The following is a 20,650-nucleotide window of genomic DNA, read 5'->3' as shown; positions in this document are numbered from 1 at the left end:
TACTAGAAGAATTTTTCTTTATCTTGACCGTTGCTTACCAGCATTGCGGTTCTTTTTCTTTTTGTTCTTTTGCTCAATAGCCGGCTGAGCTTTTGGAGTGACATCTTTAGCCCGGCTAGCTTTTTTCAAACCTTTAGGAGGATTTTTTTCAAATTCCTCTGCTACCTGTTTTCTCAGGCGAGGTCGGATGATATAGTTGATGATAAATTGCTGAATGATTTGGATGAAACCACCAACTACCCAGTAGAGAGTAACTGCGGCAGGAGATAAGAATGAGAAACCAACAATCATGATAGGACTCATGTAAGAAGCCTGTTTCATGCTGTTTCTTTGAGTTTCATCTTCAATACCATGCAGAGAGAGCACCGACTGGATATAGTAGAGGATACCGACAATGACAGTCAAAGCCCAGTCGCTTTTGGCCAGGTCTTTAATCCAGAGGAAGGAACTGCCTGCAACCCCTTGAGTATACTGGGCTGCAAAGAAGAGGGCTGAGAAGAAAGGCATTTGGATGAGCAGAGGTAGACAGCCTATACCGCCAAACATGCTGAGTCCATTTTCTTTTTGAGCAGCCATCAGTTCTTGCTGAGCCTGCATTTTCTCTTCCTGAGTCTCGGCATTTTTGATTCGCTCTTGGATTGGGGCGAAAATCGGCTTAAAGTAGTTCATCTTTTCAGACTGAAGCGTCGCCTTCCAAGACTGATAGATTCCCAGCGGCAGAATGATAATCCGCACGATGAGCGTAACGATAATAATCGCCAGCCCATAGCCTAGGCCTGAATTCTTGGCGAAAAATTGGATACCATCTGCCATAGGCTGACCAATCACGTCCCAGATCAGACCAGAAGGATTGCCGGCCTTATCGCGGCCCACACAGCCAGACAGGAAAAGAAGCGCAGCCAGTCCCATACCGGAGAATAAAAAGCGTTTGAAATGTTTCACGAGTTCATATCCTTTGTTTCTAAAAAATAATACCTATCTATTCTACTGTTTTTTTGCAAAATATACAATAGTTCTGCAGACCTAATTTGAAATTTTGAAGTCAGGATAGGAGTCGAAATTGGCCATAGTGACATCCAAATAACTGACCTTAGAAAAAGGTGTCGGTCCCTTGCGGATTTCTTGGATAAATTTGGCCATCAGAGCTGGGTCATCAGCCTGAGCCAGAATGCCAACAGTACCGTCGTCGTTGTTCCAGACCCGGCCGGTAATACCTCCGATTTCCAGCGCTAGAGAATAAACTCCCCAGCGGAATCCGACCCCTTGTACTCGTCCTTGGGCTATCATTTTTACTTTCTGCATGGCATCCTCCTTTAGTGAGCGGACCGAGGGGATTTAAGCCCTCAGTATGAGTGCAAGTCTGCTAAATTGTGGTATAATGTTCTTATGAATATTATAACCTCAAAAGCCAATAATGTGGTAAAAAAAGCTAAAAAACTTCATCACAAAAAATACCGCAAGGATTCTTATTTGATCGAGGGCTGGCATTTATTTGAGGAAGCTGTCAGCAACGGGGCAGAGCTGATTAGGATTTTTGCTTTAGCAGAATACGCAGAGCGATTAGCTGATTTTTCTCAGGTAATCTTTGTCAGTCCAGAGATTTTAGCAGATTTGGCTGATAGTAAGACGCCTCAGGGGATTGTCGCAGAAGTGGCTTTTGAAAGGAAAGAAATACCATCGGAGTTAAGTGGGCGCTATCTTTTCTTGGAGAACGTTCAGGATCCAGGTAATGTCGGCACCATCATTCGGACAGCTGATGCAGCTGGCTTTGATGGAGTCTTCATCTCTAGCGCGTCAGCAGATATCTATAACCTAAAAACGCTGCGCTCTATGCAGGGGAGCCATTTTCATCTGCCAGTTTATCGGATCGATACGGCTGATTTTATTAGGCTGGCTCGTTCTTCCAGTCTGCCAATTCTAGCGTCGACCTTGTCGTCAACATCTATCGATTACAGAGAGGTGGTCAGTAAAGAGAGCTTTGTCCTAGTCATGGGCAATGAAGGGCAGGGGATTAGTCCAGAAATGACGGTAGCAGCTGATATTCTGGTCCATATTTCCATGAAGGGGCAGGCAGAGAGTCTCAATGTTGCTGTCGCTGCTGGTATTTTAATCTTTCATTTAAGCTAAAAATCAGAAAAAGAGATATAATAGTTGGCAAGGGAGGTGATTCTATGCCTTACAAAAAGGACGAGGAGTTTATGGCCTATGTTGGGCACTTGATTGAAAAGCCCAGTGTTCAGCGCCTGAAAGAAATTCCCCATCATATTCATTCCAATAGACTTGAACATTCCATCAATGTAAGTTATACTAGTTACAGAATTGCCAAAAAATTTGGTTGGAATGCCCGCAGCACGGCACGCGGTGCCCTGCTTCATGACTTATTCTACTATGACTGGCGTGTGACCAAGTTTAAGAAGAGTCATGCTTGGGTTCATCCGAGGTTGGCAGTTCGCAATGCTCGTAAGATTACTAAGCTTAATAAAGTCGAAGAGGACATTATCGTCAAGCATATGTGGGGCCTGACTTTGGCACCGCCTCGCTACAAAGAATCATTCGTTGTGACGATGGTGGACAAGTATTGGGCCGTCAAGGAAGCGACTGCACCTTGGAGACGCAAGAGCGGTAATCGCAAGCTCTTTCATCGAAAGATGCTGAAACCGTAAATGTTTTATTATAAAAGGAGTAACTATGAATCATTCTATTATTCAAGATCAATCAGATATTAATTCTTTCTATGCCAAGATTTATTCTATCGTTGGTGTCGGTATCGGAATCTCAGCAATCGTATCCCTCTCAATGCTGAACTTCTTTCAGGACATTATTATCTCTGTTCTGACAGGCTCCACCTGGATTTTCTATGCGGCTATTGCAGCTGAGTTTATCTTTGTTTTGGTAGCTTCTGGAACTGCTCGGAGCAATAGCCCAGCGGCGTTGCCTATGTTTTTAGCTTATTCAGCCATCAATGGTTTTACCTTAAGTATTATCATGGCCCTGTATCTTCAGTCAACTGTTCTCTTAGCCTTTCTGACAACGACCGTGATGTTCTTTGCTATGGGCTTCATCGGCAAGGTGACCAAGAAGGATCTTTCTGGAATGGGCAGAGCTTGTATGGCCGGTTTGATTGGTATTATCGCTGCTAGCGTCCTTAATATCTTCTTGAGAAGCAGTGGCTTGGACTTTATCATCAGTATCGTTGGTGTCCTTATTTTCTCAGGACTCATCGCTTGGGACAATCAGAAGATTCGCTACGTCTATGAGCAGACCAATGGCAATCCAGGAAATGGCTGGGCAATTTCTCTGGCTCTGCATCTGTATCTGGACTTCATTAATCTCTTCCTCAGCTTGCTGCGTATTTTTGGAAGAAACAAATAACTAAGTTAAATATGACTTAAGCATTGGACGTTTGCTCCAGTGCTTTTTGTTTCTCCTATGGATTTATGGTATAATAAATCCAGCAAATAGAAAGCGAGAATAGTATGAAAACTCCTTTTGTCAGTCGTGACAAGCTAGCTGAGATTACGTCTCAGTTTCCAACCCCTTTCCATCTTTATGATGAGAAAGGAATTCGGGAAAGAGCGCGTGCCTTGCATAAGGCCTTTTCTTGGAATCCAGGTTTTAAAGAGTATTTTGCTGTCAAGGCCACTCCCAATCCTGCTATTTTAAAAATCCTCAAAGAAGAAGGCTGCGGGGTAGATTGTGCTAGCTACGTTGAGCTGCTCATGAGCCAAAAGCTGGGCTTTGCTGGACAGGATATCATGTTTTCGTCCAATAACACACCAGCTGAGGAATTTCAGTTTGCGCGTGACCTAGGAGCGACTATCAATCTGGATGCCTATGAAGATGTGGCCTTTCTGAAGGAGGCTGCTGGTATTCCAAAGATTATTTCCTGCCGTTACAACCCTGGCGGTGTCTTTGAGCTGGGAACCAGCATTATGGATAATCCAGAAGAAGCCAAGTTTGGTATGACTAAGGACCAGCTGATTCAGGCTTTCAAAGAGCTCAAGGAGTTGGGAGCTGAGAAGTTTGGCATTCATGCTCTCTTGGCCTCAAATACTGTCAGCAATGACTACTATCCTGAACTGGCCCGTCAGCTTTTTGAGCTGGCTGTAGAAGTAGTGGCTGAGACAGGAGTTGAGCTGGACTTTATCAATCTATCTGGCGGTGTTGGCATTAATTATCAACCTGATGGCGAGGAAAATGACATTGCGGTCATTGGTCAAGGAGTTCGTCAGGCCTATGAAGCTATTCTAACTCCAGCTGGTCTAGGAGAGGTCAAGATTTATACGGAGCTTGGCCGCTTCATGTTGGCGCCTTATGGCCTGCTAGTCACCAAGGTTACCCATAAGAAGCAGACCTACCGAACCTATCTGGGAGTGGATGCCTCTGCGGTCAATCTGCTGCGTCCTGCCATGTACGGTTCTTATCACCACATTACCAATATGGATCGACCCGATGGTGAGACAGAGATTGTGGATGTTGTCGGCAGTCTCTGTGAGAATAATGATAAATTCGCCATTAATCGCTCGCTTCCCGTCAGTCAAATTGGCGATACACTAGTGATTCACGATACGGGGGCTCATGGTTTTTCTATGGGTTATCAGTACAATGCCAAGCTCCGCTCCAGCGAAATTCTCTTGGAACAAGATGGCAATGTTCGCATGATTCGTCGGGCTGAAAAACCAGAAGATTATTTTGCGACACTATATGGCTTTGATTTTGAAAAATAGAGAAAATTTGATATAATGAAGAGCAATGTAAAAATGGAAATAGAGGAGTTCTCGATATGAATTTAGTTTTAGCAATTTTCTTGATTATGGCAGCATTTGCTGGGGGCGTGATTCTGGGTATGTATCTGCTTCGTCGTCAAGTGGAGAAGGAATTTGCAGAAAATCCGCGTTTGAATGTAGAAGCAGTTCGGACCTTGCTTAGCGCTAGCGGCCAACGGCCAAATGAAGCGAAAGTACAGCAAGTCTATCGTCAAATTATCAGCCAGCAGAAAGCTGCGCTTGCTAAGAGCAAAAAGAAAAAATAATTTTCTAGTGGCTGGCTTTTAATACCAGTAGAGAAAATCTATAAAAAATGGGGATTTGGAATCAGCTTCCAGTCCCTTGTTTTAGAAAGAAGACCTTATGGATAATCGACCAATCGGTTTTTTAGACTCAGGAGTGGGCGGTTTGACTGTAGTCCGTGAGCTCATGCGGCAGCTCCCCCACGAAGAGGTCATTTATATCGGAGATTCAGCGCGGGCTCCTTACGGTCCTAGGCCTGCTGAGCAGATTCGCGCTTATACCTGGCAGTTGGTCAACTTCCTCCTGACCAAGGATGTTAAGATGATTGTTATCGCCTGCAATACTGCGACTGCCGTTGTCTGGGAAGAAGTGAAGGAAAAGCTGGATATTCCAGTACTGGGCGTGATTCTGCCGGGGGCTAGTGCAGCTATTAAGTCAACTGCCAGTGGCCGCATCGGTGTTATTGGAACGCCAATGACTGTTTCTTCTGATATTTATCGTCAGAAGATTGAAGCGCTCTCGCCGGAGATGCAGGTGGAAAGTTTGGCCTGCCCTAAGTTTGTACCTTTGGTAGAGTCCAATGAACTTCATTCCAGTCTTACCAAAAAAGTTGTCTATGAAACCCTCCAGCCTCTGGTTGGCCGGGTAGATACCCTGGTCTTGGGCTGTACTCACTATCCCTTGCTCCGGCCTATTATTCAAAATAGGATGGGACCAAATGTGAAGCTGATTGACAGCGGGGCAGAGTGCGTACGGGATATTTCTGTCCTGCTCAATTACTTTGAAATCAACCGCAGCCGGGAAAAACAGGAGCTCAATCACCAATTTTACACAACCGCCAATGCCAAGAGCTTTTCGGAGATTGCAGAAAGCTGGCTGGGCCTGAAAGTGAATGTGGAGCATGTAAGCTTATGACAAATAAAATTTATGAATACATTGACGAGAACAATTGGTATATCGGGGAATGGACCCGCTTTCGCAAGGCTGGCTATCATTTCAACGACATCCCTTACAGGCTCTTGGAGCATATTGATGCAGAGTTGTGTGAGCTGATTGAGCGGGATTTGGATGAAGAATATAACGCCTTTACGACAGTTGTGGTTAAATACGGCTCACCTATGTCCTATATCCAGTTTGTCCTCAATATGATTAACGACCGTCAGGAGCGAGAGTTTAAGGCGACCAGTCATAAGGGGGCTATTCTAATTACAGAAAAGGACTTGCTGCGCAAGGTCTTCTTCCTGTCCAAGGATGGGGTTAAGATGACCGACTTTTTTGGTCAGGGTCAGGAGTCTGAGATGGCTGTCGGAGATACCATCTTGATTGCGACTCGCAACGAAGGAAAGACAGCAGAGTTTCGCAAACTCTTTGAGAAGCTGGGCTATAAGGTTGAAAATCTCAATGATTATCCTGATTTGCCAGAAGTGCAAGAGACTGGAACCACCTTTGAGGAAAATGCGCGGCTCAAGGCAGAGACAATCAGTAAGCTGACCGGTAAAATGGTGCTAGCTGACGACTCAGGTCTGCAGGTTGATGTTTTAGGCGGCTTGCCAGGAGTCTGGTCGGCTCGCTTCTCTGGAGTAGGCGCGACAGATGATGAAAACAACATCAAGCTCCTGCATGAGTTGGCTATGGTGTTTGATATCAAGGACCGCTCTGCCCATTTTCATACGACCCTAGTGGTGGCTAGTCCTAACAGGGAGTCTCTGGTAGTTGAAGCGGATTGGCCGGGCTACATAGCCCATGAGCCAAAAGGGGAAAATGGATTTGGCTATGATCCCTTGTTCTTAGTGGGAGAAACAGGAAAAACGTCTGCCGAGCTGACGATGGAAGAAAAGAATGCGCAATCTCACCGGGCTCAGGCAGTTAAGAAATTAGTGGAGGTATTTCCAGCATGGCAAAGCAAACTATTATAGTCATGAGTGATTCTCATGGCGACCGTGCTATTGTTGAAGAGATTAGGAATCATTATATAGGAAAAGTAGATGCGATTTTCCATAACGGAGACTCTGAGCTTCCTTCTGATGATGAGGTATGGCAAGGGATTCAGGTTGTTGCAGGGAATATGGACTTTTACGACGGCTATCCAGAACGATTGGTGACAGATTTGGCGGGGACCATTATTGCCCAGACTCACGGGCATCTCTTCCATATCAACTTTTCTTTTCAAAAGCTGGATTTGTGGGCGCAAGAGGTTAATGCAGACATCTGCCTTTATGGTCACCTGCATATCCCAGATGCTCGAATGGAGGGCAAAACGCTCTTTCTGAATCCGGGCTCCATCAGCCAGCCACGCGGCCTGATCAACGAACGTCTCTACGCTAAGGTAGAGATTGATGATGACCGCTTTAAAGTTGATTTCTATACGCGAAATCATGAACTTTATCCAAGCTTGTCCAAGGAGTTTAGCCGATGATTGCTAAGGAATTTGAAGACTATCTGCTGGAACATGAAGAAACTTTTTTGACGCCTGGGGAAAATTTGGCGGTTATGATTGACACCCACAATGTGGATCATGCTATCCTACTATTGAGCCAGATGACATACTCACGTGTACCAGTCGTGACAGCAGATAAAAAGTTTGTTGGTACGATTTCCCTGACCGACATCATGTCCTATCGCATGCGCCATGATTTGCCAGAAGAGGAATTCATGATGACCGATATCGTCCACATGACTAAAATGGACGACTTGACAGTTGGGCCAGATTATACTGTATCAGATGTACTTCATAAGCTGGTCGACGAGTCATTCCTGCCGGTTGTGGGCGAGGATCAGCATTTTTACGGAATTATTACTAGAAAGTCCATTTTGAAAGCTGTCAATTCTTTGTTGCACGGCTTTAGCAAGAAGTACGAAATTCGCAAAAAATGAAAGAATACATTAGACCGTTTTTAAATCAAAAAAACATCTCAGAAAATTCTAAAATTGCCTATTCTTATGATTTGGAGCAGTTTATCGAGGAAGTACATGGCCGGATTACCGAGACCAATCTGCGGATTTATCAGGCCTCCATCAAGGATTTTAAGGCAGCTGTTCAGAAGCGGAAACTCTCAGCAGTCAATCAATTTCTTTACTTCCTTTATCAGCAGCAGCTTATTGAGGAGTTCTACCGCTTGGTCCTGCCCAAGGTTTCCATATCGAAGGAGCAGGAAAATGAACTGCTGGATCTGTCTGCTTTTTGGCAGGAATCAAGCGTTCCCAGGGGGCGGCTGATGGCTCTTCTTATCTTGGAAATGGGATTGCTGCCCAGCGAGATTTTGCAGGTCAGAGTGGCAGATGTCAATCTTGATTTTCAGGTTTTGAAGATTGAAAAGGCCGGTCAGAAGCGGGTCATCAAGATTCCTGAGAGCCTGACGGGTGAGTTAGAAGACTATCTGACAGGGACATATTTATTTGAGAAAAACGGCAAATCCTATTCTCGTCAATGGGGCTTCCGTCAGCTAGAGGCCTTCTTGATTGAGCAGGGACAAGCCAGTCTATCTGCCCAAAGCCTGCGTGAGCAGTTTATTTTGCGCCAGCGGGAGAAGGGGATTGGCCTCTATGATATTGCCCAAGACTTGGGCTTGAAAACCATGATTACACTAGAAAAATACAGATAAAAATGGATATCAAACTAAAAGATTTTGAAGGCCCGTTGGACCTGCTGCTCCACCTTGTATCTAAGTACCAGGTGGATATTTATGATGTTCCCATTACGGAGGTCATCGAGCAGTATCTGGCTTATGTGGCTACTTTGCAGACCATGAAGCTGGAAGTGACGGGCGAGTACATGGTCATGGCAAGCCAGCTCATGCTGATTAAGAGCCGCAAGCTCCTGCCTAAGGTGGCGGATAATGCTGAGCTGGAAGATGATTTGGAGCAAGACCTCTTGAGCCAGATCGAGGAATACCGCAGGTTCAAGCTCTTGGGTGAGAAAATGTCGCTCCAGCATGATGACCGGGCGCTTTATTATTCTAAGCCTAAGCTAGAGCTGGTTTATGAGGATGCTGAGCTCCTGCATGACAAGTCAACGATTGATCTTTTCTTGGCTTTTTCCAAGGTTATAGCCAAGAAGCAAGAGGAGTTTTCTAAGAGCCATACAACCATTGTGCGAGACGAGTACAAGATTGAGGACATGATGGAAGTGGTGCGTCAGCGTTGTGCTGGTAAGAGCCGTCTGGCTCTGCAGGAGATTTTTGCAGAGACCAAGGATATGAATGAAATTATCACTCTCTTTCTGGCGACATTGGAATTGGTCAAGGTGCAGGAAGTGCAAGTCATTCAGGAAGAAAATTTTGGAAATATTTATTTAGTAGGAAGAGGAAATGAGTAAGTTAGCAGAGATTGAAGCCCTGCTTTTTGTGGCGGGAGAAGATGGACTCAAGGTTCATCAATTGGCAGAAATCTTATCTTTGCCGCCGACCGGGGTTATTCAGAGTTTGGAGAAGTTGGCTGAGCAATATGAAGCCAATCCAGACTCTAGCCTGACCCTGCTGGAAACTTCAAAGACATACAAGCTGGTCACAAAGCCAGAGTTTGCTGAGATTCTTCGGGCCTATTCACGGGCGCCAATCAATCAAAGTCTGTCGCGGGCAGCACTGGAGACCTTATCTATCATTGCCTATAAGCAGCCGATTACAAGGGTAGAAATAGATGACATCCGCGGGGTTAATTCCAGTGGTGCATTGGCCAAGCTCTTAGCTTTTGAACTGGTTCGAGAAGATGGCAAAAAGGAAGTCATTGGTCGGCCAAATCTCTATGTGACAACGGATTATTTCTTAGACTATATGGGAATCAATCACCTAGATGAGCTGCCGATTGTCGAAGAAACAGAGCTAGTTGCTGAAGAAAGCCAGCTCTTTATTGAAAGGACAGATATCGATGAGAATCAATAAATACATCGCTCATGCTGGGATAGCCAGTCGTCGTAAGGCAGAAGAGCTAATCAGGCAGGGGAAGGTCAGTATAAATGGCCAAGTGGTACGAGAACTGGCGACAAACGTCAAGTCTGGCGATCGTGTGGAAATAGAAGGCCAACCTATCTACAATGAAGAGAAGGTTTATTACCTCCTCAATAAGCCGCGCGGGGTCATTTCCTCTGTCAGTGATGACAAGGGACGTAAGACGGTCGTGGAGCTCTTGCCTCAGGTCAAGGAGCGAATTTATCCGGTCGGTCGTTTGGACTGGGATACTTCTGGTATTCTCATTCTGACCAATGACGGAGATTTTACCGACGAGATGATTCATCCCCGCAATGAGATTGACAAGGTCTATGTGGCCCGTGTCAAAGGATTGGCCAATAAAGAAGTTCTTCGTCCTCTGACTCGCGGTATTGAGATAGAGGGGCGCAAAACCAAGCCAGCGGTTTATGAGATTATCAAGGTTGATCCGGCGAAAAATCGCTCGGTCGTTCAGCTGACAATCCACGAAGGCCGTAACCATCAGGTCAAGAAGATGTTTCAGGCGGTCGGATTGCAAGTGGATAAGCTTTCACGGACTCGATTTGGTCATTTGGACTTAACTGGCCTCAAGCCTGGTGAGTATCGTAAGCTCAATAAAAAAGAAGTCAGCCAGCTGCATACACTGGCTGTAACCAAGACCAAGAAATGATAAAGAAACTGCTTATTGCTCCTGTCCGCTTTTATCAACGCTTCATATCGCCTGCTTTCCCTCCATCTTGCCGCTTTCGGCCCACCTGCTCTAACTATATGATAGAGGCTATCCAGAAGCATGGTGCTAAAGGAGTTTTAATGGGCTTGGCGCGCATTCTCCGCTGTCATCCCTGGTCTCAGCCAGGAGAGGATTCTGTACCAGACCATTTCAGCCTGAGAAGAAATAATTCAAGAAAAAAGTCACACTAGATAAGTATCTAGTGTGACTTTTATATATATCTATATTCTCCGAATATTTCCTATCTTCTAGACCAAGTCTTAGGCAGGAAGAGCAGGAGAATCGGGTAGATTTCCAAACGACCGCCAATCATAGCAAAGGCTAGCAGCAGTTTGGAAAAAGGACTAAAGATAGAAAAAGTATCTGTCGTCCCAATCATGGGGCCGATATTGTTGAAGCAAGAGAGAACCCCGCTGACAACCGTCATGAAATTATCATTATCCAAGCTGACAATGAAAATGAGAGCTAGAACAATCAAGATATAAACAGCTAAGTATTTCAGTACCTTGTGCTGGGTATCCTTGTCAATGACCGCACCATTGACATGCAAGGTCAGGACGCGATTAGGTGATAAGGTAGATAGAATCTGATTTTTAGCAATACGGGAAATGATAATCCCCCGAATGACCTTAAATCCCCCAGCTGTTGATCCAGCTGAGCCCCCGATACACATGAGCAAGAGCAGGATAACCTGAGAAAAGAGCGGCCATTTGACTGTATCGCCATAGCCAAATCCAGTTGTTGTGATGACATTGGCTACCTGGAAGAAGGAAATCTCCACGCTCTTGGCAAAGCCTTGATAGAGGTGGAAGACATTAAAGGCAATCAAGGCTGTGGAAAGAAATACAATCCAGAGATAGCCCTTGAGCTCCTCATCTTCAAAGCAAGTTTTAAACTTACGAATCAGCAAGTAATAGTAGAGATTGAAGTTGACCCCGAAAGCTAAAACTCCAAAGCTGACTAGATAAGTAATCAGCGAGCTGTTATAGTGGGCGATACCGTCATTATAAACGGTGAATCCTCCTGTGCCAGCAGTTCCCATGGCAATGACGAGACTGTCAAAGAGCGGCATGCCCGCTAGGAAATAAAGCAGAGCAAAGATAGCAAAGAGAGCCAGATAGATGATGTAAAGAATCTGAGCCGTACTCCTGAGCTTGGACACGACCTTGCCAAAGACTGGTCCAGGTACCTCTGCTTTCATAACCTCCAAGTGGCCATTTTTAGCATTGTCCATAATAGCTAAGGCAAAGACCAGCACTCCCATCCCTCCGATTAAGTGAGTAAAGCTGCGCCAGAAGAGCAGAGAATGGGAGAGAACGCCGACATCGTTAAGGATAGTCGCTCCCGTGGTGGTGAAGCCGGAGCTGATCTCAAAGAAAGCATCAATAACGTCTGGAATCTGCCCGGAAAAAACAAAGGGCAGAGCTCCGAAGAAGGACCAGAGAATCCAGCACAGGGCTACAATCAGGACACCTTCCTTGGCGTAGATATGTAGGTCCTTGGGCTTGAAATAAGAGCCTATGCCACCTAAAACTAGCAGGATGGCCATGGTTGCCCCGATAGAGAGAAAGACCTTTAAAGGCTCACCGTAGATTAGAGCTACGATAATGGGCACAATCAGCAGTGCCGCCTCAATCAGCAGTAATTTTGCCAGCAGGTAGCGAATCATAGATCTATTCATGGGCCTACCTCGCTAACAGATCGTAAATCTGCGTGATATTTTGCAGCAGAGTGGTAACGATAATCTTATCTCCAACTTGCAGGTCGTCATCACCGGTAGGGAAGATGGCTTTGCCTTGACGGATAATGGCCGCAATCAGGACATCTTTCTTCAGATGAAGCTGAGACAGAGGAATACCAGTCATCTTGTTTTCTTCCTTGATTTGGAATTGCAGGGTTTCAATTTGGCCATTGGCTACATGGTGCAGAGCTTCTAGGTTAGAGAATTGAGCATTGTAGCGACCACGGATAAAGTGCATAATGGTATCAACAGCGATACCTTTAGGTGTCACGATGCTGGCAAAATCTTGGTTATCAATGATTTCCAACAAACTGGTCCGGTTAATCTTGGTGATGTTTTTCTGTACACCTAGATTATTAAGGAACATAGAAGTGATGATATTTTCTTCATCTACACCAGTCAGGGTAGCGATGGCATCAAAGTTATTAGCGCGTTCCTCCAGCAGGATGTCCTTGGCAGTACCATCACCATGGACGACATAGAGATCAGGAAATTCCTGACTGAAAAAGTTTGCCCGCTCGCGGTTGGATTCAATGATTTTGAGCTCAATTTTACTGTTTTTGAGAATATTGAGCAGGTAATAGGCAATCTTGCCTGCCCCGATAATCATCAGGCTCTTAACCACTCTAGGGCGTACCATATTGTGGAATTGAACGATGTCTAGGCGGTTACCTGTTACATAGAACTTGTCCCCGGCCTCCAAAGTGAAGTCACCATCAGGAATTTCCAAGTGCCCTTTTCTCTCAATAGCACAGACAATGATATTTCCAAATTTCTTACGGAACTGGGAAATATTCATCTGGCAGAGATTGCTGTCTTCCTTGAGTTTGAACTCCATCAGTGCCACCCGGCCATTGGCAAAGTGCTCTACTGACAGGGCATTAGGAAAGTCAATGATGTTAGCAATATAGCGAGCAGTTAGGAGCTCAGGATTGACCACTAGCGAGAAGCCCAGGATGTTCTTCTCCTTAAAGTAAGGGTTGGAATACTCAGGATTGCGCACTCGGACGATAGTTTCCTTAGCCCCCATCCGCTTGGCTAGGACCGCTGAAACCATGTTGACCTCATCATGCTCGGTCATAGAGATGAAAATGTCACAGTGCCCAACATCTGCCTGTTCTAGGATTTTGAAGTTGGCTCCATTGCCAGAAATACCGATAATATCATAGCGCTTGGTAATCTGGTTGAGAACAGCCTCATCCTGCTCAATTAGGATAACATCATGTTTTTCAGCCACTAAGGAGCGACAGAGGGCCGTTCCGACCTTCCCGCCGCCAACAACGATAATTTTCATAAGTTTAGATTCCTCCAAAGTATGTATCTATCATACTCTTTTTTCATTTAAATTTCATCTATAAAATACAGAATAGCTTGCTTGTTTATAGAATTCCGAATATTTTTTTACAAAAATGGTGTCTTCCTATGAAAATTTAAAAAAAACTAGATTTTTTTGAGCCGTTTTTATTGACTTGTAGGCTGAAAGTGTTATACTAAATGAGTACCTTCATTGGTTTACCTCAAACCTGTTGTGATGTAAGTTAATGAAGCCTTAACCACGCTGTTTGCTGAGCTTGACTCCGGGCAGTGTGGCTATTTTTTTATCTAAAGAAAATACTAGGAAAATATTCTTATTATGAAAAATCATATCGTTCTTTTTGAGCCTCAGATTCCGCAGAATACCGGCAATATTGCCCGTACTTGCGCCGCGACTAATTCGCCGCTTCACATCATCAAGCCCATGGGCTTTCCCATTGATGACCGCAAGATGAAGCGGGCGGGGCTGGACTATTGGGATAAGCTGGACATCACCTACTATGATAGTTTAGAAGATTTTATGGAGCAGATGGACGGCCGACTTTATCTGATTTCTAAGTTTGCGGAGAAGGTCTATTCTGAGGAGAATTTTGCAGCAGAAAGCTCGCACTATTTTATGTTTGGTCGTGAGGACAAGGGGTTGCCAGAAGAATTTATGCGTCGTTATCCAGAAAAGGCCCTGCGTATCCCCATGAACGACCAGCATGTCCGCAGCCTTAATGTATCGAATGCTGTCTGCATGATTGTCTATGAAGCTCTGCGCCAGCAGAATTTTGCTGGCTTAGATTTGGTACATGAGTATGAAGTGGACAAGCTGAAGTAGTGGAATGAATGTATCTAAGCAGTAATTTTTCTAATAGATAGAATACTATTGTTGAAACATTTTTAATTACATCAATCAAATTGCTTGCTCTGGCAGGCTTTTTTTGTTATGATAATGATGTCTTCAGGGCAGGGTGAGATTCCCGACCGGCGGTAACTTTTGGCTGGAAAATGTTTTTTCTCAATGCCAAATCAAGTCCGCGAGCGCAAGCTGATGTGGTGAGATTCCACAACCGACAGTATAGTCTGGATGGGAGAAGACGAGAGGCAGTGAAGCAATCTTGCCGTTTAATCTTTATTTAAGGGCTGAGCCTTATACTAAATAATCATTAGCTGACAAGCTTTTTTCAGTTGCCTTTCCGGCTTCTCTAATTTTTATAAATTGGAGGAACCTGTGATGACAAATACTCGTAAGTTGGCGATTGTAGCAGTTTTATCTGCTTTATCATTTCTACTCATGCTTTATGAGATTCCCTTGATAACCGAGTTTCTAAAGTTGGATTTTTCAATTATTCCGATTTTACTGGCTTTGGTGGTCTTGGATTTAAAAAGCTCTCTGGCAGTGCTCTTGATTCGCTCTGTCTTAAAGCTAGCTTTGAATAATCATGGTATAGGCACTCTTATCGGTCTCCCCATGAATATATTGGCAGTAGCTGTATTTGTTTCTGCTTTTGCACTCTTATGGAAAAAAAGGAAAAACTTGTCTGACTATGTGAAGGCTTCTCTGGTAGCAACGCTTGGTCTAACTGTAACTATGATCGTTTTAAATGTCATTTATGCAGTTCCTCTCTTTGCGAGATTTGCTGGTTTTGATATTTATAAAACATATGGCCTGTCCAAGTATCTGCTGACCATGATTGTCCCCTTTAATCTATTAGAAGGAGTAATCTGGGCTCTAGTCTTTTGGCTGATTTACAAACTCTTACAGCCTGTTCTAAAACGCTATGAAAAATAAACAATCTTATCTAACAAAGGGCTCTTTTGCCCTTTTACTTTTCGTCATGCTAGGCTACATGGTCAAGTTTTATCCTGAGCAACTGACCAGCTTTGACACCCCGATTCAGACCTGGCTGAGGGGAGACTTGCCTGCAGCTTTGACGACATTTTTCAAACTAGTGACCAGTGTGATTGATCCGATGGGGATTATCATCTGGGTTTCAGCTCTTGTCCTGTTTTTCCTTTATAAAAAATGGAAGCTAGAAGCTGCCTTGCTAGCGGGAAATCTGGTCTTACATGGGATTTTGATTAAGCTGATTAAACTCGTTTACCATAGAAGCCGGCCGAGTCTTTCGCATTTGGTCGAAGAGGGAGGTTATTCTTTCCCGAGCGGACATTCCATGGCGACAGCCATTGTTCTTGGGACCTTGATTATTATCGCTCAGCAACGGATTCAAAACCAAAAAATCAAGCGCTTGGTACAAGGTTTGCTTCTGGTCTATATCTTCACTGTTATGGCATCCAGAGTCTATCTGGGTGTGCACTATCCGACGGATGTAATCGGAGGAGCCTTGATGGGCTTTGCCATTCTCAATATCGAATTTCCCTTTTATGACAAGCTGCGTTTTCAGTGGCGTTTCAAGGGAAAGCAGAAATAAACATAGATGAGAAAGGTTGGCTTTGCTGGCCTTTTTGTCTTGACAAAGAAAATCCCTTTCTTTAAGATAGGAGCAAACAAGATTAGGAGGTCAGAATGTCCAATTTGAATCAAGAACTCATCAATGCTGTTTTGGTAGTAGTAGATAGCATTCCCTCTGGGCGCGTAGCGACCTATGGCCAGATTGCCCGTTTGATTGGTCGGCCAAAAAATGCCCGCTTGGTGGGAAAGATTCTCAGTCAGTCGGAACTTTATGGCGGTGTACATCCTTGTCATCGGGTGGTCAATGTAGCAGGGCGCCTCGCACCTGGCTGGGAAGACCAAAGGCACTTGCTTTGGGCGGAGGGAGTGGACTTGAAGGCTAATGGCTGTGTGGATTTGAAAGTCTATTTGTGGGAACGGTGATTTCCTTCTTTCTCTGTGAAAGAGGGATTTTTTGTTTCTCAGGTCTTTTTTGTGGTAGAATGAAAGGTATGAAATCTTACAATTCTTTGAATGATTATTATCGAAAACTTTTTGGTGAAAAGACTTTTAAGGTGCCTATTGATGCGGGTTTTGACTGTCCCAATCGGGATGGTACGGTAGCGCATGGAGGCTGTACCTTCTGTACCGTTTCGGGTTCTGGTGATGCCATTGTGGCACCAGATGCGCCCATTCGCGAGCAGTTCTATAAGGAAATTGACTTTATGCACCGAAAGTGGCCAGATGTTCGCAAGTATCTGGTCTATTTCCAGAACTTCACCAATACCCATGAGAAGCTTGAAGTAATCCGTGAGCGCTATGAGCAAGCTATTAACGAGCCAGGTGTCGTTGGACTCAATATCGGGACTCGGCCGGACTGTTTGCCTGATGAGACCATCGCCTACTTGGCTGAACTGTCTGAGCGCATGCACGTGACTGTAGAGCTGGGGCTTCAGACTACCTATGAGGAGACTTCAGATTTGATTAATCGTGCCCATTCTTATGAGCTCTATGTGGAGACGGTCCAGCGAGTCCGTAAGTTGGCTCCCAAGGCGGAGATTGTCTCTCACTTGATCAACGGCCTGCCGGGTGAGACCCATGACATGATGCTAGAGAATGTCCGCCGCTGTGTGACCGATAATGACATTCAAGGGATCAAGCTCCACCTACTTCACTTGATGACTAATACCCGTATGCAGCGGGATTATCATGAGGGGCGACTGCAGCTGCTCAGTCAGGAGGAGTATGTCTCTATCGTCTGCGACCAACTGGAGATTATCCCCGAGCATATCGTCATCCACCGTATCACAGGTGATGCTCCGCGGGATATGTTGATTGGTCCCATGTGGAGCCTCAATAAATGGGAAGTTCTCAATGCCATTGAGACAGAAATGCGTCGCCGTGGCAGCAAACAAGGCTGTAAAGCAAAGGAGCAGAGATTCGTATGTTAAGACCCTTACAGATGGCCCATGCCTTTTTGGCAGAAGTCGTGACCAAGGAAGATACCGTGGTGGATGCTACCATGGGGAATGGGCATGACACCCTCTTTCTGGCTAAGTTGGCCAAGCAAGTCTATGCTTTTGACATTCAGGAGCAAGCTGTGGAAAAGACCCGCCAGCGCTTGGCAGAAGCTGGCTTGGACAATGCCCAGCTAATCTTAGCTGGGCATGAGACGCTGGACCAATACCTAGACCATTTTAAGGCTGCTATTTTTAATCTGGGCTACCTACCTTCTGCGGACAAGTCTGTTATTACCCGACCTGATACGACGCTGGAAGCTTTGGAAAAGGTCTGTCTAGGCTTAGAAAAAGGCGGTCGCGCAGCTATCATGATTTACTATGGGCATGAAGGTGGCGAAGTTGAAAAAGATGCAGTGCTAGACTTCGTCAGTCAGCTGTCCCAGCAGGACTTCACTGTTGCCCTCTACAAGACCATCAACCAGATTAACAACCCGCCTTTCTTGGTCATGATTGAAAAATTGAGAGAAGAAGCTTGATATACAATAAGGATACAGAGAGAAAAACCAGATAATAGGAGCTTTCAGTACTGTATCTTTATTTTTTTAAATCGTGAAAATCAAATAACTAGGTCTAAAAGAAGAAAATTATGGTGTGTGTAAATGTAAAGTCTTATATTTTCTTACAAAAAAGATATAAGACTTTTGACATTTTTTAGTTTATATGATAATCTATGACTGTAAAACCAAAAAACGTCATAGAGTTTTTAGGAGGAAGTTATGGCTACTGCTTTTACTAGCGAAGAAAAAGAAATTATTAGAAAGAAATTACATAAAGTTGCAAAAGAATGCCTTCAAAGATATGGGGTTAAGAAAACCACAGTTGACCAGATGGCAGCAATGGTAGATATTTCCAAAGGTTCTTTTTATAATTTTTATTCTTCAAAAGAAATGTTATTTTTTACGGTCTTAGAAGAATATCAAATAGATGTTATGAATCGCCTGACTGAACAATTAGGTATGGAAGTCAAGATAGATACAAATCGTCTGGTACAGTTACTTTATGATTTTTATCAAGATTTTCGCTATTCATTTATGTATACCATATTTAAAAATCATGAAATGGAATTACTCGTAAGAAAATTACCAAAAGAGGCGATAACAAATCATCATCTGATAGATGATAGGATGGTTAAAAAAATTGTATCCCGAATCAACATTAGAGAAAATGTATCGGTAGAAATCGTCTCTGCTTTATTTAGAACGATTGCTATGACTATATTACACATCGAGGAAATCGGTGAAGAACAATTTGATACTACATTGAAGTTAGTCATACAAGGAATTGTTGAGCAAATTACTAAGGAGGATAGGTAATGGTGAAAGAAGCAATTAGAACCGCAAACCTTTCTAAAAGATATGGAACAAAAAATGTTGTCAATAACTTGAATATATCAATAAAAAGTGGTGAAATAGTAGGTTTTTTAGGACTGAATGGTGCAGGGAAAACAACGACGATGAGAATGATGCTAGGATTGATAAAATCTACATCAGGAGAATGTTATATTCAAGGAAAAAAGTTAGATCTGAGTAATTTAGAACTTCGAAATGAAATAGGTTATATTATTGAGACACCTTATTCTTATCCAGACTTAACTGTGAGAGAAAATTTAGAAATCGTTAGTAAATTAAGAGGGGTTAATAAAGATAATATTGACTGGGTAATTGAGAAATTAAAATTAAAGCAATATGAACATAAACAGGAGAAGCATCTTTCTTTAGGAAATATTGCGCGTTTAGGAATTGCAAAAGCGATTATTCATAAACCTAAAATCCTAATTCTTGATGAGCCAACAAATGGATTAGATCCTTTTGGAGTTATTGAAGTGAGAGAACTGTTAAAGGAATTGGCAAATAATCTAGGTACAACTGTTCTTATTTCAAGTCATAATCTGGAAGAAATATCTAAAATTGCTACTAGAATAGTCATTATACATGAGGGCAGACTTATAAGAGAAGTTGAAAGCAGTGAATTAGAACAGTACTTAGAAAAGAAGTTACTAGTAAGTGGTTCTAATAATAAGGCTATGAAAGAAGTATTATCTAACCATGGCTATCATGTAAACATTCAATCAGACACAGAAAATAATATCAATTTTTTAGAATTAACTGATACAAAATCTGTGGAATATCCGGAAGAAATTGCTACATTGCTGGTTCATGAAGGTTATCCACCCAAATCGCTGGCTGTTGAGAAAGAAGATTTAGAACATTATTTCTTAAGAATACTGAATGACTATCACGGAGGAATCTCGAATGAAAAAGCTTAGTTCCTGTATTTTAATTGAATGGAAAAAGTTAATAAAATCAAAACTTTCCATCGTAACTGCTTGTTCTATCTGTTTAGTTCCTTTTATTGTTGGGCTGTTTGCAACTATGATGAAATATCCAGAGAATTTTAAAAATCTTGGTTTGATTTCTGCAAAAATGGAAATGATGAGGATAACAGACTGGTCGTCGTACTTAATGACCATATCACAAGTCATTTCTGTTGGGGGATTGCTCATTTTTGGATTTACAGCATCTTGGGTTTTTGGTAGAGAATATTCTGATAAAACTATGATAGACCTATTAGCACTCCCGATAAAAAGAGATACAATCGTATTATCCAAATTTATCGTTATCGCTCTATGGAGCTATATTCTATCAATTTTTGCACTTTTATTGGGATTATTAGCTGGCAATCTGATTGGACTTGATGGTGGGAACTTAACGGTGATTTTCAAAGGTATACTTACTTTTGGTTTTTGTACTACTCTTACGATCATACTCTCTACTCCAGTAGCATTTTTTGCTTGTTTAGGCCGGGGCTATTTGTCTCCATTGGCATTTATCATTTTTACTATTATTTTTTCTCAGCTTGGTTCTGCTCTTAACTTTGGGAAGTATATTCCATGGGCGATTCCTGCACTCGCAAGTGGTATTGCAGGAAAAGCATTATTGAATTTTGGGAGCATTGTCAGTTTATTTGGGGTAAGTATTCTAGGTCTTATCACAACAATAGCTTGGTGGAGGTATGCTGATTACGATTAAAATGAAGT

General features: G+C 43.4%; 27 protein-coding genes and 1 riboswitch. Of the genes, 23 read left to right on the top strand and 4 right to left on the bottom strand.

The window, feature by feature from the left end:
• Positions 1 to 18 precede the first annotated feature (18 nt).
• Both yidC and HMPREF9389_RS00280 read right to left on the bottom strand, forming a co-directional pair.
• Complete coding sequence (gene yidC / locus HMPREF9389_RS00275) at positions 19 to 942, bottom strand: membrane protein insertase YidC (protein ID WP_002931404.1); 924 nt, start codon at positions 940 to 942, stop codon at positions 19 to 21.
• A gap of 81 nt (positions 943 to 1,023) precedes the next feature.
• Positions 1,024 to 1,302 carry an acylphosphatase gene (locus tag HMPREF9389_RS00280; RefSeq protein WP_002897016.1) on the bottom strand — a complete coding sequence of 93 codons (279 nt, stop codon included), beginning with the start codon at positions 1,300 to 1,302 and terminating at the stop codon, positions 1,024 to 1,026.
• An 84-nt stretch (positions 1,303 to 1,386) separates the two neighbouring features.
• Here HMPREF9389_RS00280 and HMPREF9389_RS00285 point away from each other — a divergent pair, with 84 nt between their 5' ends.
• From HMPREF9389_RS00285 to yidD, 14 genes are all read left to right on the top strand, one after another.
• A complete protein-coding gene (locus tag HMPREF9389_RS00285; protein ID WP_002931403.1) occupies positions 1,387 to 2,127 on the top strand; it encodes a TrmH family RNA methyltransferase in 741 nt (246 codons plus the stop codon).
• Between the two features lie 44 nt (positions 2,128 to 2,171).
• Entirely contained in the window at positions 2,172 to 2,663 is a 492-nt protein-coding gene (locus HMPREF9389_RS00290) for an HD domain-containing protein (protein ID WP_002931402.1), read from the top strand.
• 25 nt (positions 2,664 to 2,688) lie between these two features.
• Positions 2,689 to 3,372 (top strand): Bax inhibitor-1/YccA family protein, encoded by a 684-nt coding sequence (locus HMPREF9389_RS00295; RefSeq protein WP_002931401.1) that lies wholly within the window; start codon positions 2,689 to 2,691, stop codon positions 3,370 to 3,372.
• 104 nt (positions 3,373 to 3,476) lie between these two features.
• Positions 3,477 to 4,727: a diaminopimelate decarboxylase gene (locus HMPREF9389_RS00300; RefSeq protein WP_002931400.1), complete on the top strand. Its 1,251-nt coding sequence runs from the start codon at positions 3,477 to 3,479 to the stop codon at positions 4,725 to 4,727.
• 56 nt (positions 4,728 to 4,783) lie between these two features.
• Positions 4,784 to 5,032 (top strand): YneF family protein, encoded by a 249-nt coding sequence (locus tag HMPREF9389_RS00305; RefSeq protein ID WP_002894600.1) that lies wholly within the window; start codon positions 4,784 to 4,786, stop codon positions 5,030 to 5,032.
• A 97-nt stretch (positions 5,033 to 5,129) separates the two neighbouring features.
• Positions 5,130 to 5,924, top strand: coding sequence for a glutamate racemase (racE, locus tag HMPREF9389_RS00310; RefSeq protein WP_002931399.1), 795 nt, complete (start codon positions 5,130 to 5,132; stop codon positions 5,922 to 5,924).
• The gene (locus tag HMPREF9389_RS00315; protein ID WP_002931398.1) at positions 5,921 to 6,925 is read left to right on the top strand and encodes a nucleoside-triphosphate diphosphatase; all 1,005 of its coding nucleotides are present in this window, start codon (positions 5,921 to 5,923) and stop codon (positions 6,923 to 6,925) included. Before racE ends, HMPREF9389_RS00315 begins: the two co-directional genes overlap by 4 nt.
• Entirely contained in the window at positions 6,904 to 7,425 is a 522-nt protein-coding gene (locus HMPREF9389_RS00320; RefSeq protein ID WP_002923538.1) for a metallophosphoesterase, read from the top strand. Before HMPREF9389_RS00315 ends, HMPREF9389_RS00320 begins: the two co-directional genes overlap by 22 nt.
• A complete protein-coding gene (gene cbpB / locus HMPREF9389_RS00325; protein WP_002894606.1) occupies positions 7,422 to 7,883 on the top strand; it encodes a cyclic-di-AMP-binding protein CbpB in 462 nt (153 codons plus the stop codon). The genes HMPREF9389_RS00320 and cbpB overlap by 4 nt, the downstream gene beginning before the upstream one ends.
• Complete coding sequence (gene xerD, locus HMPREF9389_RS00330; RefSeq protein ID WP_002931397.1) at positions 7,880 to 8,611, top strand: site-specific tyrosine recombinase XerD; 732 nt, start codon at positions 7,880 to 7,882, stop codon at positions 8,609 to 8,611. Before cbpB ends, xerD begins: the two co-directional genes overlap by 4 nt.
• A 2-nt stretch (positions 8,612 to 8,613) precedes the next feature.
• Positions 8,614 to 9,324, top strand: a complete 711-nt coding sequence (locus HMPREF9389_RS00335) for a segregation/condensation protein A (RefSeq protein ID WP_002931394.1) — start codon at positions 8,614 to 8,616, stop codon at positions 9,322 to 9,324.
• Positions 9,317 to 9,886 (top strand): SMC-Scp complex subunit ScpB, encoded by a 570-nt coding sequence (gene scpB / locus HMPREF9389_RS00340; protein ID WP_002894610.1) that lies wholly within the window; start codon positions 9,317 to 9,319, stop codon positions 9,884 to 9,886. The genes HMPREF9389_RS00335 and scpB overlap by 8 nt, the downstream gene beginning before the upstream one ends.
• Positions 9,873 to 10,601 carry a pseudouridine synthase gene (locus tag HMPREF9389_RS00345; RefSeq protein WP_002931389.1) on the top strand — a complete coding sequence of 243 codons (729 nt, stop codon included), beginning with the start codon at positions 9,873 to 9,875 and terminating at the stop codon, positions 10,599 to 10,601. Before scpB ends, HMPREF9389_RS00345 begins: the two co-directional genes overlap by 14 nt.
• Entirely contained in the window at positions 10,598 to 10,852 is a 255-nt protein-coding gene (gene yidD, locus HMPREF9389_RS11910; protein WP_080560800.1) for a membrane protein insertion efficiency factor YidD, read from the top strand. The genes HMPREF9389_RS00345 and yidD overlap by 4 nt, the downstream gene beginning before the upstream one ends.
• Before the next feature lie 50 nt (positions 10,853 to 10,902).
• Here yidD and HMPREF9389_RS00350 read toward each other — a convergent pair whose 3' ends face one another.
• Both HMPREF9389_RS00350 and trkA read right to left on the bottom strand, forming a co-directional pair.
• A complete protein-coding gene (locus tag HMPREF9389_RS00350) occupies positions 10,903 to 12,342 on the bottom strand; it encodes a TrkH family potassium uptake protein (RefSeq protein WP_002931387.1) in 1,440 nt (479 codons plus the stop codon).
• 4 nt (positions 12,343 to 12,346) lie between these two features.
• A complete protein-coding gene (trkA, locus tag HMPREF9389_RS00355; RefSeq protein ID WP_002931386.1) occupies positions 12,347 to 13,696 on the bottom strand; it encodes a Trk system potassium transporter TrkA in 1,350 nt (449 codons plus the stop codon).
• Positions 13,697 to 14,035: 339 nt separating this feature from the next.
• On the opposite strand from trkA, the gene HMPREF9389_RS00360 reads away from it, so the two are divergent.
• The 9 genes from HMPREF9389_RS00360 to HMPREF9389_RS00400 all read left to right on the top strand — a co-directional run bounded on the left by HMPREF9389_RS00360 (position 14,036) and on the right by HMPREF9389_RS00400 (position 20,642).
• Positions 14,036 to 14,539 carry a tRNA (cytidine(34)-2'-O)-methyltransferase gene (locus tag HMPREF9389_RS00360; protein WP_002931385.1) on the top strand — a complete coding sequence of 168 codons (504 nt, stop codon included), beginning with the start codon at positions 14,036 to 14,038 and terminating at the stop codon, positions 14,537 to 14,539.
• 115 nt (positions 14,540 to 14,654) lie between these two features.
• Positions 14,655 to 14,804, top strand: a riboswitch (FMN riboswitch).
• A gap of 131 nt (positions 14,805 to 14,935) precedes the next feature.
• Entirely contained in the window at positions 14,936 to 15,493 is a 558-nt protein-coding gene (locus tag HMPREF9389_RS00365; protein ID WP_002931383.1) for an ECF transporter S component, read from the top strand.
• Positions 15,483 to 16,133 carry a phosphatase PAP2 family protein gene (locus HMPREF9389_RS00370; RefSeq protein WP_002931381.1) on the top strand — a complete coding sequence of 217 codons (651 nt, stop codon included), beginning with the start codon at positions 15,483 to 15,485 and terminating at the stop codon, positions 16,131 to 16,133. Before HMPREF9389_RS00365 ends, HMPREF9389_RS00370 begins: the two co-directional genes overlap by 11 nt.
• Positions 16,134 to 16,228: 95 nt before the next feature.
• Complete coding sequence (locus HMPREF9389_RS00375) at positions 16,229 to 16,537, top strand: MGMT family protein (protein WP_002931377.1); 309 nt, start codon at positions 16,229 to 16,231, stop codon at positions 16,535 to 16,537.
• Positions 16,538 to 16,596: 59 nt separating this feature from the next.
• Entirely contained in the window at positions 16,597 to 17,544 is a 948-nt protein-coding gene (locus HMPREF9389_RS00380) for a TIGR01212 family radical SAM protein (RefSeq protein ID WP_002931375.1), read from the top strand.
• Positions 17,538 to 18,089 (top strand): class I SAM-dependent methyltransferase, encoded by a 552-nt coding sequence (locus HMPREF9389_RS00385; protein WP_002931372.1) that lies wholly within the window; start codon positions 17,538 to 17,540, stop codon positions 18,087 to 18,089. Before HMPREF9389_RS00380 ends, HMPREF9389_RS00385 begins: the two co-directional genes overlap by 7 nt.
• A 240-nt stretch (positions 18,090 to 18,329) precedes the next feature.
• Positions 18,330 to 18,926 carry a TetR/AcrR family transcriptional regulator gene (locus HMPREF9389_RS00390; RefSeq protein WP_002931368.1) on the top strand — a complete coding sequence of 199 codons (597 nt, stop codon included), beginning with the start codon at positions 18,330 to 18,332 and terminating at the stop codon, positions 18,924 to 18,926.
• The gene (locus tag HMPREF9389_RS00395) at positions 18,926 to 19,879 is read left to right on the top strand and encodes an ABC transporter ATP-binding protein (RefSeq protein WP_002931365.1); all 954 of its coding nucleotides are present in this window, start codon (positions 18,926 to 18,928) and stop codon (positions 19,877 to 19,879) included. Before HMPREF9389_RS00390 ends, HMPREF9389_RS00395 begins: the two co-directional genes overlap by 1 nt.
• On the top strand, positions 19,866 to 20,642 hold the full coding sequence (locus HMPREF9389_RS00400) for an ABC transporter permease (RefSeq protein WP_002931364.1): 777 nt from the start codon (positions 19,866 to 19,868) through the stop codon (positions 20,640 to 20,642). The genes HMPREF9389_RS00395 and HMPREF9389_RS00400 overlap by 14 nt, the downstream gene beginning before the upstream one ends.
• The last annotated feature ends 8 nt before the right edge of the window (positions 20,643 to 20,650 follow it).

This window comes from Streptococcus sanguinis SK355, from assembly GCF_000212855.1.
In the GTDB taxonomy this organism is placed as follows: Bacteria; Bacillota; Bacilli; order Lactobacillales; family Streptococcaceae; genus Streptococcus; species Streptococcus sanguinis_A.
This window is presented reverse-complemented; position numbering and strand designations above follow the sequence as displayed.